This window comes from Bacillus sp. LSHTCR4 (genome assembly GCF_057197025.1).
This window is the reverse complement of the sequence record NZ_JBXUNO010000002.1, coordinates 1,001,705-1,014,276: the sequence shown is the minus strand read 5'-3', so window position 1 is coordinate 1,014,276 and position 12,572 is coordinate 1,001,705. Positions and strand designations below refer to the sequence as shown.

The 12,572-nt window shown below is 36.6% G+C and carries 14 protein-coding genes; all 14 read right to left on the bottom strand.

Features of this window, described 5'->3' with window-relative positions:
• Positions 1 to 72 precede the first annotated feature (72 nt).
• The gene (gene dpaB / locus AC2CGR_RS19065; protein WP_270184851.1) at positions 73 to 672 is read right to left on the bottom strand and encodes a dipicolinate synthase subunit B; all 600 of its coding nucleotides are present in this window, start codon (positions 670 to 672) and stop codon (positions 73 to 75) included.
• Positions 669 to 1,571, bottom strand: a complete 903-nt coding sequence (gene dpaA / locus AC2CGR_RS19060) for a dipicolinic acid synthetase subunit A (RefSeq protein WP_000954726.1) — start codon at positions 1,569 to 1,571, stop codon at positions 669 to 671. The genes dpaB and dpaA overlap by 4 nt, the downstream gene beginning before the upstream one ends.
• Before the next feature lie 239 nt (positions 1,572 to 1,810).
• On the bottom strand, positions 1,811 to 2,062 hold the full coding sequence (locus AC2CGR_RS19055; RefSeq protein WP_087966353.1) for a YlmC/YmxH family sporulation protein: 252 nt from the start codon (positions 2,060 to 2,062) through the stop codon (positions 1,811 to 1,813).
• Between the two features lie 131 nt (positions 2,063 to 2,193).
• Positions 2,194 to 3,435 carry a M16 family metallopeptidase gene (locus AC2CGR_RS19050; RefSeq protein ID WP_000592994.1) on the bottom strand — a complete coding sequence of 414 codons (1,242 nt, stop codon included), beginning with the start codon at positions 3,433 to 3,435 and terminating at the stop codon, positions 2,194 to 2,196.
• Positions 3,436 to 3,521: 86 nt separating this feature from the next.
• Complete coding sequence (locus AC2CGR_RS19045) at positions 3,522 to 4,421, bottom strand: polysaccharide deacetylase family protein (protein WP_087966352.1); 900 nt, start codon at positions 4,419 to 4,421, stop codon at positions 3,522 to 3,524.
• A gap of 149 nt (positions 4,422 to 4,570) precedes the next feature.
• On the bottom strand, positions 4,571 to 6,709 hold the full coding sequence (gene pnp / locus AC2CGR_RS19040) for a polyribonucleotide nucleotidyltransferase (RefSeq protein WP_071726867.1): 2,139 nt from the start codon (positions 6,707 to 6,709) through the stop codon (positions 4,571 to 4,573).
• A 160-nt stretch (positions 6,710 to 6,869) separates the two neighbouring features.
• Positions 6,870 to 7,139, bottom strand: coding sequence for a 30S ribosomal protein S15 (rpsO, locus tag AC2CGR_RS19035; RefSeq protein ID WP_001229392.1), 270 nt, complete (start codon positions 7,137 to 7,139; stop codon positions 6,870 to 6,872).
• A gap of 100 nt (positions 7,140 to 7,239) precedes the next feature.
• Entirely contained in the window at positions 7,240 to 8,211 is a 972-nt protein-coding gene (gene ribF / locus AC2CGR_RS19030; RefSeq protein WP_484481056.1) for a bifunctional riboflavin kinase/FAD synthetase, read from the bottom strand.
• Between the two features lie 43 nt (positions 8,212 to 8,254).
• Complete coding sequence (gene truB, locus AC2CGR_RS19025; RefSeq protein ID WP_000399340.1) at positions 8,255 to 9,178, bottom strand: tRNA pseudouridine(55) synthase TruB; 924 nt, start codon at positions 9,176 to 9,178, stop codon at positions 8,255 to 8,257.
• 86 nt (positions 9,179 to 9,264) lie between these two features.
• Positions 9,265 to 9,621, bottom strand: coding sequence for a 30S ribosome-binding factor RbfA (rbfA, locus tag AC2CGR_RS19020; RefSeq protein WP_000776442.1), 357 nt, complete (start codon positions 9,619 to 9,621; stop codon positions 9,265 to 9,267).
• Positions 9,622 to 9,636: 15 nt separating this feature from the next.
• On the bottom strand, positions 9,637 to 9,918 hold the full coding sequence (locus AC2CGR_RS19015; protein ID WP_000582364.1) for a DUF503 domain-containing protein: 282 nt from the start codon (positions 9,916 to 9,918) through the stop codon (positions 9,637 to 9,639).
• Entirely contained in the window at positions 9,915 to 11,975 is a 2,061-nt protein-coding gene (infB, locus tag AC2CGR_RS19010; RefSeq protein WP_000036344.1) for a translation initiation factor IF-2, read from the bottom strand. Before infB ends, AC2CGR_RS19015 begins: the two co-directional genes overlap by 4 nt.
• Before the next feature lie 4 nt (positions 11,976 to 11,979).
• Positions 11,980 to 12,291, bottom strand: coding sequence for a YlxQ family RNA-binding protein (locus tag AC2CGR_RS19005; protein WP_001286518.1), 312 nt, complete (start codon positions 12,289 to 12,291; stop codon positions 11,980 to 11,982).
• The gene (rnpM, locus tag AC2CGR_RS19000; protein WP_000071128.1) at positions 12,292 to 12,564 is read right to left on the bottom strand and encodes an RNase P modulator RnpM; all 273 of its coding nucleotides are present in this window, start codon (positions 12,562 to 12,564) and stop codon (positions 12,292 to 12,294) included.
• Positions 12,565 to 12,572: the final 8 nt, after the last annotated feature.

Genomic DNA, 12,572 nt, shown 5'->3' with positions numbered 1-12,572 from the left:
TAACGTTAATTTTATCATATTCTACAGTAAGAATGATGGTTTCATCAAAAATTGTCCGTTTTTTTTCGTTTTTTAATTCATATATCTGAATTTTTCTACGACAACCGGTTGCAATTGCTTCCCTTGTAGCGCTTCTAATACTGTATCTTCCAGTAACTCCATGCGAGCTACCATTGAGTTCGGTTTTTTCTCTGGTGCATCTTGACCGAATGGGACGAAGTAGATGTTTTTTGTGGCCATTAGGCGCATGAGATTTACGCCATTAAGTCCTAAAGCATCATTCGTCGAAACAGCCAATACGACAGGCTTACCATTTCTTAGCGTCGCTTTCGCTGCCATTAATACCGGAGAGTCTGTCATTGCATTTGCAAATTTACTCATAGAATTTCCTGTTAGTGGTGCAATGACCATACAATCTAGTGGAATTTTAGGTCCTAGTGGTTCTGCGCCAACGATTGAATTAATCGCTGTAAAACCTGTTACTTCTTCAATCTTTTTAATCCACTCTGCCCCTTCTCCAAATCTCGTATTTGTTGATTGAACAGTGTAAGAAACAACGGGACGTACTTCTGCTCCCTCAGCAATTAATTTTTCTAAATGAGGCATTACTTCTTCGTACGTACAATGTGAACCCGTAAAACCAAACCCTATTCTTTTCCCTTTTAAATTCATTCCCCATTCTCCTTTCTTGCTATTACGTCTTCTGCCAGTAACTGAGAAAGAACATTCGCTAAAATTTGTCCTGCTGTTTTTGGAGCAACAATACCTGGTAATCCAGGTGCTAACAGCGCTTTGACTCCTCTTTTTTCCGCATATCTAAAGTCGGTACCACCTGGTTTAGAAGCTAAATCAATTACTAACGTATGAGCCGGCATTTTTGAAATGACATTTGCTGTCACAACGAGATGCGGAATTGTATTAATGACAATATCGATATTCCCTACTTCTTTCTCAATGTTCTGCATATGAAAAGGAGAAAACATCATTTCTGTAATACGTGCAATATGTTCCGATCGTCTTGCTCCAACTTTGACATGGGCTCCTAATGATTGAAATGCTCTGGCAACACTCATCCCTGTTCTACCAAATCCTAAAACCATTACATTAGAACCATGAATTGTATAGTCGGTATGTTGAATTACCATCATTAATGTACCTTCTACAGTTGGAATAGAATTGTAGATTGCCACATCATCACGATCAAATAATTTAATAAGTTTGCGGTTTGTAGTAGATACGAGGTTTTCCAAGTAAGGCGTACCAATACCTGAATATATCGTAAAATGTTCTGGTGTATTTTCAATTTGTTCTTTCGTTATAGAAACTTTTTCATTTGAAAAAATAGTATCTACTTCTCCCTTGGCATTTGTACCTGCAACTGGCAAAATAATTGCATCTAAAGAAGTGAAATCTAAATTTTGTATACTTTCTTTTGCTGCACCTGTGAAGCCATGATCTAACTGATCAAACCCTATCAATGAAAGTTTCGCATCTAATTCAACGAGCTTGCGAATTACTTCTAGCTGTCTTGCATCTCCTCCTATGACAGCAATATGCATCTCAGTCAACATTCCCTAATTCACCTTCTTTTTCTGTCATTTATAAGAAAAGTGCCTACTTTTTCTTTTTCCTCCACATCATATGTAATGTACGAGTTTTAGGTGATTGAAAAACCAAAAGCACCTATCATTTATCCCGCTATTTGTATGCAGGAAGGCCCCCACCTCAAAATTCGGCATAGGAGAAGACATTATGTTGGATTTTGCTCTGAGTAAAATGAACAAAAAAAGATGACCAAAATGGCCATCTTTCACTTCGAATTTGAACGATCTGTAATATCGCAAAGAATCATATCATGCCCCACTTTTTTAATTTGATTCCATCCTACTCTTATTTCTTGTGGTTCCTTTTTAAAACCTCCCCATTTCCCAGCAGGTATAATAAGAGCCTGTATTTGTCCATCCTTCTCATCAATCTCTAAATCCACATAACCTAAAACTCCCATTTTTTCAGCTCTTTCTAAATTTACAATCTCTTTACCGCTTAATTCACTTAATCGCATACACTCTCCCCCTAACGAAATTATGAATGTAAGTTAAGTTATCTATAATTAGTACCTATTCTGTATATCCGAAAAAAATAACCGTATCTCGTTTAAAAGAGATACGGTTATTTTCACATCATATATAGCAATTATAGTTTTATTCCTTTTGGAAGTTTTCCATCTGGACTAATTAAGGCTGCAGAGAATTCATCTGTAAACATGTTACGAATTAACTCATCAACATTTTCTTTCGTTACAGTGTTTACACTTTCAATAATCTCATCAAGTGAACGATGCTTACGAAGTAGCAATTCATTTTTACCATTACGGCTCATACGGCTATTCGTACTTTCTAAACTTAACATTAAGTTTCCTTTTAATTGCTCTTTACTATTCATAAGCTCTTTTTCTGTAATACCTGTATTTTTCAATGTTTCTAATGTTTCTTGCATTGTTTCATACAGTGTATCTAATTGTTGGCTACCTGTTCCACCATACAGCGTTAACATACCTGTATCTTCATAAGAAGAATGGTAAGAAAATACTGAGTAAGCTAACCCGCGTTGCTCACGTACTTCTTGGAATAAACGGCTACTCATACTACCGCCTAAAACGTTATTTAATACAATTAAGTTATAAATATCTTCGTGTCCCATTTGTAAGCCTTTATATCCTAAACATAAATGAGCTTGTTCTGTTTCCTTTTTACGTGCTACCTTATTAAAATGGAAAATTGGGCTATGTACTTGTTCACGGTTTGTCGTTCCTTCATAACTACCGAAATATTGCTCTACCGTTTGTAAAAAGGCCTCATCAATATTTCCTGCAATTGATACAACTACATTTTCAGGTGTGTAATGATCCTTAATATATTGGCGTAGCGTATCACCTGTAAACGTATTAAGCGTTTCTTCTGTTCCTAAAATAGGATATCCAAGCGGATGCGTTTCATATGTTGCTTTCGTTAACATATCATGCACAATATCATCTGGAGCATCTTCGTACATTTTAATTTCTTCACATACGACATTCTTCTCTTTTTTCAGTTCTTCTTCATCAAATGTTGAATTAAAGAACATATCTGCTAATACATCTAAAGCATATTTAGCATGCTCATCTAACACTTTTGCATAGTAACAAGTGTATTCTTTTGAAGTAAAAGCATTTACTTGCCCACCAATGCTATCAAATGATTCTGCAATTTCGCGTGCACTACGTGTTTCCGTCCCTTTAAAGAACATATGCTCTAAAAAGTGAGAAATCCCGTTATTTTTTTCATTTTCATTTCTTGATCCTGCATGGATCCAAATACCAATCGCAACCGATCTTACAGTTGGTATATTCTCCATAACTATTCTTACACCATTTTTACAAGTATATTTTTTAATCAAAAACTTTCCTCCTACTGCCAGTTTCTCTAAATAAGTGCTATTATTTAATGATAACAAGTTTAAGGATGAATGTCATGCAAATGTATTTAATCCACACGTTTTTCATCCAGTAATTCTGTTATATTCCCTACTTTATATCCTTGTTCCTTCAATTTTGTAATCATTGTATCTAATGCTTCTGTTGTGGACGAAGTAGGATGCATTAATACGATAGCACCTGGATGTATTTTTCTCATTACTCTCTGCAATAGTACATCTGGCTCAGGTCGCTTCCAATCAATTGTATCGACAGTCCACATAATCGTTCCCATTTGAAAATCATCTGCAATTTTCACGACTTCATCCCGAAAACTTCCACTGGGCGGCGCAAACCATCTTACCTTTTGATTCGTAGCTGCTTCAATCATTCGATTTGTTTTTTGTAACTGATCTCTTATTTCATCAGACGATAACGTTTTCATATTAGGGTGTGTGTAAGAATGATTTCCTACTTCTTGCTTTGCATCGACAATCATTTTTGCAAATCGTAAATTTTCTTTCACCCAACGTCCTTCTAAAAAGAAAGTCGCCTTCACATCATGTTTTTTCAATATTTCTAATATACGAGGCAAATATTCATTTCCCCATGCCACATTTATTGTTAATCCCACCATCTTTTTATTTGGATGCCCCCTATAAATTGGCGCTGGTGATAAATCTTCTAAGTGGACACTCGGCGATACTTCCTTAAATTCAAGATGTTTTTGATCAAATTTCTTTAACTTCTTCATATTGTTATAGGATGCTTCAATATCAACTTGTCTTCCGTTATATCCTGGTGTTGCTTTCCATATCTTATCAATCATCGCATTTTGCGGTGCAATCTCATATTGTTTTGCATGCTTTTGAATTTCTTCATATAAGTTATCCTGTGCAAAAACGGAATAAGAGCCTACACTGACATATAAAAAGAATATACATATGTATGCCAATATACGAGCTTTCATATAAACCCTCCCATTAACTATATAAACCATTTTCCTTCTTATCTTTGTTAATTTGAGCGTTATAATGAAAACTATACCTATACTGACATAAAAATATATGTGAATCATATTTTTACATAACAAAAAAAGCCAGTTAAACTGGCTTTTACTTATTGCTGCTCTTGTTTGTTTTCTTCTTTAGCAGCTTCTTTTTCTTGCTCTTCTTTTAGCAATACTTTTCTAGATAGATTCACGCGACCTTGCTTGTCAATCTCGATAACTTTAACTGTAATTACATCACCGATTTTCACAACATCTTCTACTTTACCTACACGCTCAAGTGCAAGTTCAGAAATGTGAACTAATCCATCTTTACCGCTGAATAATTCAACGAAAGCACCGAATTTCTCAACACGTTTCACTTTTCCTTCGTAGATTTCACCTACTTGTACTTCGCGAACGATATCTTCGATAATTTTCTTAGCTTTGTCGTTCATTTCTTGATTTATTGAAGAAATAAATACTGTACCATCTTGCTCGATGTCAATTTTAACGCCCGTTTCTTCAATAATTTTATTGATTTGTTTACCGCTCGGTCCGATAACGTCACGGATTTTATCTGGGTTAATTGTCATTGTAATAATCTTTGGAGCGTACGCTGATAATTCAGTACGTGGCTCTGCAATAACAGATAACATATGATTTAGAATGTGCACACGACCAACTTTTGCTTGTTGTAATGCTTCTTCTAAAATTTCACGAGATAGACCATCGATTTTAATGTCCATTTGTAGTGCAGTTACACCTTGTGCTGTACCTGCTACTTTAAAGTCCATATCACCTAAATGATCTTCCATACCTTGAATATCAGATAAAATTGTGTAATGCTCACCTGATTTAACTAGACCCATTGCAATACCTGCAACTGGAGCTTTAAGTGGAACACCAGCATCCATCATTGCTAAAGTACTACCACAAATACTTGCTTGTGAAGTTGAACCATTTGATTCTAAAACTTCAGATACAAGACGTACTGTGTATGGGAAATCTTTTTCAGATGGAATTACAGGCTCAAGAGCACGTTCTCCTAGTGCACCGTGACCGATTTCACGACGACCTGGTCCACGCATCGGTCTTGTTTCACCAACACTAAATGATGGGAAATTGTAATGGTGCATAAAGCGTTTTGATTCTTCTACACCAAGACCATCTAAAATTTGCACATCGCCTAATGCGCCTAATGTACAAATGCTTAATGCTTGTGTTTGTCCACGTGTGAACAGACCAGAACCATGTGTACGAGATAAAATGCCAACCTCTGATGCTAATGGACGAATTTCGTCACCTTTACGGCCATCTGGGCGGATTTTTTCAACTGTAATAAGACGACGTACTTCTTCTTTTACAATTTTATATAAAATCTCATTTACTTGTCCTAATGTATCAGCGTCAGCTTCCTGCGCTTCATAATGTTCAATTACACGCTTTTTCACTTCGTTAATTGCATCTTCACGTGCATGTTTCTCATGTACTTGAATTGCAGAATGCATATCCTTCTCAGCCATTTCACGTATAGCTTGGTTAAGTTCAGCGTCAACTTCATAAAGTTTAACTTCTGATTTCTCTTTACCTACAGCTTGTACAATCTCTTCTTGGAATGCAATTAAACGTTTAATTTCGTCATGACCAAACATAATTGCTTCTAACATTGTTTCTTCAGGCACTTGATCTGCTCCTGCTTCAACCATGTTAATTGCATCTTTCGTACCAGCTACAACAAGGTGAATATCGCTTTGTTCTTGCTGTTCTACTGTTGGGTTGATAACGAATTCGCCGTTAATACGACCAACTGTTGCACCCGCAATTGGACCTTCAAATGGAATATCTGAAATCGATAACGCTAATGAAGAACCAAGCATAGCTGCCATTTCAGAAGAACAATCTTGATCAACACTCATTACGATGCTGACAACTTGTACTTCGTTACGGAAACCATCAGCGAAAAGTGGGCGAATTGGACGGTCGATTAAACGACTTGCCAAAATTGCTTTTTCACTTGGACGACCTTCACGTTTAATAAAACCGCCAGGAATTTTTCCGACTGCATATAAACGCTCTTCATAGTTTACTGTAAGTGGGAAGAAATCTACATTTTTTGCTTCTTTTGATGCAGTTGCTGTAGATAGAACCGCTGTATCGCCATATCTTACTAATACTGCTCCGTTCGCTTGCTTTGCAAGCTGACCTGTTTCAACTGTTAGCTGGCGACCAGCTAAATCTATCGAGAAGACTTGCTTTTCTTGACTCATTTAAGTACCCCTCTCAATTTAAAGTATTCAATTCTTCTATGTAAATGGATAGTATATCACAATATTCTACCTCTAGTATTACCGAAAATGAAGTAAGCTATAAAGAGTAGAAGATATATTTTTACCTAACAAAAAAGCGGGAATATTCCCGCTTCTTTGACTATCGACGTAAGCCAAGCTTTGTGATTAATTCACGGTAACGTGTGATATCGCTATTACGAAGGTAAGTTAGTAAGTTACGACGTTTACCAACCATCTTTAATAGACCACGACGTGAATGATGATCTTTCTTGTGAGTACGTAAGTGCTCGTTTAGAGTGTTAATTTGCTCCGTTAGGACAGCAATTTGAACCTCTGGAGAACCAGTATCAGTCTCATGAGTTCTAAATTGTGCAATGATTTCATTTTTACGCTCTTGTGTTAAAGCCATCCTATTTCACCTCCTATTAATTAAACCCCCGATTACCTAGCAAGCGTCGGTGAGTCGCAATGCCAAGCAATGGTTGTCATAAAGTACATAACATAGAATACTACTTTTCATTTGAAAAAGCAAGTATATTCTTTTCGTTCGCAAAATATTCTTGTGCTGTTTTCTTATCTTTTGCGATTTGTTCAACTAACTCATCGATGCCATTGAATTTCTTCTCTTCTCTTATACGCATATGCCACTCTACTGTAACCTTTTGATCATATATGTCTTTGTTAAATTCAAATAAGTGCACTTCAATGGATAGTTGGCGCTCATCTTCTTTAAAAGTTGGTTTATATCCAATATTACATACACCATCGTACCATTCATCGTGAACTTGTAATCTCACTGCATAAACACCTACAGGTGGTAATAGATACTCATCACTTAAACCTACATTAGCTGTGGGGAAACCAATTTGACGTCCACGTTTATCACCGTGTACAACCGTTCCCGCTACTGTATATGCTCTACCTAAAATAGATGGAATTTGCTCCATTTCGCCATTTCGAATTAACTTTCGTAATGCTGTAGAACTTACTTTCTCTTCTTGAAATTCAACTTTTTCAATCACAGTCTGTGTAAACTCCCCTCTTGCATGAAATGGTAAAGTCTCCATCTTTCCTTTTCCTAAACGTCCATATGAATAATCAAATCCTGCTACTACATGCTCTACATTTAAACCAATAATATAATCATCTACAAATTGTTGTGGCAATAAGCCTGCAAATGATTCATCAAATTTAACAACATATAATATATCGATACCTAAACTCTCGACTATTTTTTCTTTATCACACATTGGTGTAATATACTCGGCATGCGCTTCTTTTTTACCCAAAACAACAGATGGATGCGGATAAAATGTCATCACTGCACTTTTATATCCTCGTTCATCTGCTATTTGTTTCGCAGTTCGAATCACACATTGATGTCCTAAATGAATGCCATCAAAAAATCCTAATGCCATTACAGTAGGTGGTAATTCTAATTTATTTTGTTCATGTGGATGAGTTAAATGAATAAGTTTCACGCTTGAATTCACCTTTTTCTGTAATAATCCTTCCAATAATTCATTATAGCTTTAGTTCTTGATTATTCACAAGTACTTTCATCGGCTTTAGCATACCAGGATGTTTTGGATGGTGTTCATAAATTGCAAGGCAGCGATCGTTTTTATCAAACACTGTTATAAATGGCGCCGTTATTTGCGATTCATTTTTTAAGAACATACCATTCTTAATTTTTTCTGCTTGCTTTTCATCTACAACCATTTTCGGGAACTTACTTAATGCTTCATCAATTGAAATGAAGATAGACTCTACTGTTTCATTTTGCACGTTTTCTTCAATTTCTTCAAATGATATGCAATCTTCTAATAAAAATTCACCCGAAGCCGTTCTTACAAGGTGAGACATATGTGATGGAAAACCAAGTTTTTCACCAATCATTACCGCTAATGTTCTTACATATGTTCCTTTACTACACGTTACACGGAAACGGAATGAAATATTTTCTCCTTCAAACACTTCACGGTCATCTAGTAATACAAATTCATGAATTGTAATTGTACGAACTGGACGTTCAACCTCTTGTCCTGCTCTTGCATATTCATATAATTTTTTCCCGTTAACTTTTACAGCCGAAAACATCGGAGGCATTTGCTCAATCGTACCTGTTAATGCCGCAAGAACCTCTTCCACTTCTTTACGAGTAATAACACGATCTACATGTTTCGTTTCCACAACTTCACCAGAAGCATCTTCAGTTGTTGTGGAAAATCCTAATGTCACTTCGCCTTCATATGTTTTCGTTTCACTTGTTAAAAATTGTGCAATCTTTGTTGCTCGCCCAACACAAATAGGCAATACTCCTGTTACATCCGGATCTAATGTTCCCGTATGACCAATTCGTTTTTCACGCAATATCTTTCTTAATTTAAATACACAATCGTGTGATGTCATGCCTTTTGGCTTATGTAATAATACTACACCTTCCATATATGTTCACCTCATCGTAATTCTTTCATAATCATTACCTAAAACTTATTTTACATTGAAAAAATGGATAGACAAATGTCTATCCATTATTCTTCACGTTTACCGTCTTTATTAATTTGATGTAAAAGTGTATCAATTCGATGACCATATCCGATAGACTCATCAAATTCAAAGGAAATTTCAGGCGTTTTACGAAGACGAATACGTTGGCCAATTTCTGAACGAATGAAGCCTTTTGCCTTCGCTAAACCTTTTAGTGTATTTTCTTTCTGTTCTTCATCACCTAAAACAGAAATATACACTGTAGCAATTTGTAAATCTCCACTCACTTGTACATCTGTTACAGTAACAAATCCGACACGTGGATCTTTAATTTTACGACTGATGATGTCGCCTAATTCTTTTTTCATTTGCTCGCCTACACGGTTTGCACGTAATTTCATAACTCTTCACCTCATTCAATACCATTCCAATTGTGTTATCGTACGTTCAATTTCAGGAAATGAATCGATGTACTCAAGTACACGATTCATTTCTTTTTCACAAATAACACGATTAGAGGATACAGAAACAATTGCAATTTCCGTACGTTGCCATACATCTTGATGCCCTACTTCTGAAACAGCTACGTTATAACGCTGCTTCACTCGAGTTAGCACCCGTTGCAAAATTGCTCGTTTCTCTTTTAAAGAATGCACATCGTAAATCATACACTCGAATGAGAGTGAAGCGATTATCATCGCTTCACTTCTTCCATAATGTATGCTTCAATAATGTCCCCTTCTTTAAGATCATTATATCGCTCAATTGTAATACCACACTCATAGTTTTGTGCAACTTCTTTTACGTCGTCTTTGAAACGTTTTAACGTATCAAGTTGTCCTTCGAAAATTACTACGCCATCACGGATAATACGCACGCCACTATCACGTGTAATTTTACCGTCTGTTACGTAACAACCTGCGATTGTTCCAACTTTTGTTACTTTAAACGTTTGACGTACTTCTGCTTGACCGATTACTTTTTCTTCGAATTCTGGATCTAACATACCTTGCATCGCTGCTTCGATCTCTTCGATTACTTTATAAATAATACGGTGTAAACGAATATCAACGTTCTCTAATTCAGCTGTACGCTTCGCATTCACATCTGGGCGTACGTTAAATCCAATTACAATTGCATTAGATGCAGAAGCTAAAATGATATCAGATTCTGTAATCGCACCTACGCCTGTATGGATAATTTTAACTTTAACACCTTCAACATCAATTTTACGTAGTGATGCTGCCATTGCTTCTACAGAACCTTGTACGTCTGCTTTCACAATTAAGTTAATTTCTTTTACATCGCCCTCTTGGATTTGTTGGAATAAATCTTCAAGGCTTAATTTAGATTTTTCACCACGTTGAGCAAGTAACGCTTCCTGTGCACGTGATTCACCGATTTGACGAGCTTTCTTCTCATCAGCGAATGCCATGAAACGATCTCCCGCTTGTGGTACTTCGTTTAAACCTGTAATTTCAACAGGAGTTGATGGACCAGCAACTTTTACACGACGACCAATATCACTTACCATTGCACGAACACGTCCGAATGAAGTACCAACAACGATTGGGTCTCCAACTCGAAGCGTACCGTTTTGAACAAGTAATGTCGCGATAGTTCCTTTACCTTTATCAAGCTGTGCTTCAATTACAGTACCAGTTGCATAGCGGTTTGGATTTGCTTTATATTCTTCTACTTCACTTACAAGAAGAATCATTTCTAGTAAGTTGTCAATTCCTTCGCCTTGAATCGCTGAGATTGGTACGAAGATTGTATCTCCACCCCATGCTTCTGGAACTAATTCATATTCTGTTAGTTCTTGCATTACGCGATCAGGATTCGCAGCTGGTTTATCCATTTTATTCACAGCAACAATAATTGGTACTCCTGCTGCTTTCGCATGGTTAATTGCTTCAACTGTTTGTGGCATAACACCGTCATCAGCTGCAACAACAAGGATTGTAATATCCGTTACTTGTGCACCACGAGCACGCATCGTTGTAAACGCCGCGTGACCAGGTGTATCTAAGAATGTAATCTTCTTGTCATTTACTTCAACTTGGTATGCACCAATATGCTGAGTAATTCCACCTGCTTCGCCAGCAGTTACTTTAGAGTTACGGATAGAGTCAAGTAATGTTGTTTTACCATGGTCAACGTGTCCCATGATTGTAACTACAGCTGGACGCTCTTTTAAGTTCTCTTCATCATCTTGCTCATCGATGAATGTTTCAAACTCAGTCTCGCTGACAATTACTTCTTCTTCTACTTCAATACCGTAGTCGTTAGCAATTAACTCAATTGTGTCTTTATCTAAGTCTTGGTTAATTGTTGCCATAATTCCAAGCATGAAGAGCTTCTTAATAATTTCAGATGGCTCTTTGCTTAATTTCTTAGCAAGATCACCTACTGTAAGGCTTCCAGAGAAAGTAATTTTATCTGGTGTTTCTACAGTTTGTGTTTGTTGTCTTCCAGCAAAGTTCTCTTGACGCTTGTCTTCGTTTCCTTTGCCTTTTTTCTTTTTCTTATTGCTGTTCTTTTTACTACGAACAACTTTTTCTTCTACTTCAAACTCATCTGCAACAGAAGGTTTTTCAGTTTGATACTCATTATCTAATTTGTTTACTACTTCATCGTCTAACATTGTCATATGATTCGAAACCTCGATATTCATTTCTTTTAGTTTTGTCATAAGATCTTTACTTGAGATATTATGTTTTTTTGCATATTCATGCACTCGAATTTTACTCATACCTTCACCCCCGGTAATTTGTATCGAGCATGCTACGCAGCTTTTTCGCAAAGCCTTCATCTAACACAGCTACAACGACTCGCTCATCTCTCCCAATCGCATGCCCTAATTGTTGTCGATTTTCGACCTTTCTCATTGGTACGTTGTAGTACGTCGTTTTATCCGTAATACGCTTTGCAGTATTTGCTGACGCATCCTCAGATAGCAATACAAGTTTTGCCTTGCCACTTCGTACTTCCTTTAAAACGAGTTCTTCACCCGAAATAATTTTTCGAGCCCGGTTTGCTAGTCCTAAAAACGATTTCCAATCGGACACTTATTTCGACTCCTTCTCAACAAGCTCAAGAAGCTCTTCATAAAGAGAACTGTCGATTTTCGCTTTTAGATGATGTTCCAAAACATTTTTCTTTTGAGCTTGAAGAATACTTTCTTTATCTTTTGATAAATAAGCACCTCGTCCTGATTTCTTTCCAGTTAAATCAATAGACACTTCTCCCTCTTTGGAACGAACAATGCGAACGAGCTCTCGTTTTGATTTCATTTCTTGCGTTGCAACACATTTTCGTAACGGAACTTTTCGATTGCTCATACTCATCA

What these genes read in the sequence shown, in the direction of transcription:
- dpaB (WP_270184851.1), bottom strand. Translation starts at nt 672, where the DNA reads ATGAATTTAAAAGGGAAAAGAATAGGGTTTGGTTTTACGGGTTCACAT.
- dpaA (WP_000954726.1), bottom strand. Translation starts at nt 1,571, where the DNA reads ATGTTGACTGAGATGCATATTGCTGTCATAGGAGGAGATGCAAGACAG.
- AC2CGR_RS19055 (WP_087966353.1), bottom strand. Translation starts at nt 2,062, where the DNA reads ATGCGATTAAGTGAATTAAGCGGTAAAGAGATTGTAAATTTAGAAAGA.
- AC2CGR_RS19045 (WP_087966352.1), bottom strand. Translation starts at nt 4,421, where the DNA reads ATGAAAGCTCGTATATTGGCATACATATGTATATTCTTTTTATATGTC.
- pnp (WP_071726867.1), bottom strand. Translation starts at nt 6,709, where the DNA reads ATGAGTCAAGAAAAGCAAGTCTTCTCGATAGATTTAGCTGGTCGCCAG.
- rpsO (WP_001229392.1), bottom strand. Translation starts at nt 7,139, where the DNA reads ATGGCTTTAACACAAGAGCGTAAAAATGAAATCATTGCACAATTTAGA.
- truB (WP_000399340.1), bottom strand. Translation starts at nt 9,178, where the DNA reads ATGGAAGGTGTAGTATTATTACATAAGCCAAAAGGCATGACATCACAC.
- rbfA (WP_000776442.1), bottom strand. Translation starts at nt 9,621, where the DNA reads ATGAAATTACGTGCAAACCGTGTAGGCGAGCAAATGAAAAAAGAATTA.
- AC2CGR_RS19015 (WP_000582364.1), bottom strand. Translation starts at nt 9,918, where the DNA reads ATGATAATCGCTTCACTCTCATTCGAGTGTATGATTTACGATGTGCAT.
- infB (WP_000036344.1), bottom strand. Translation starts at nt 11,975, where the DNA reads ATGAGTAAAATTCGAGTGCATGAATATGCAAAAAAACATAATATCTCA.
- rnpM (WP_000071128.1), bottom strand. Translation starts at nt 12,564, where the DNA reads ATGAGCAATCGAAAAGTTCCGTTACGAAAATGTGTTGCAACGCAAGAA.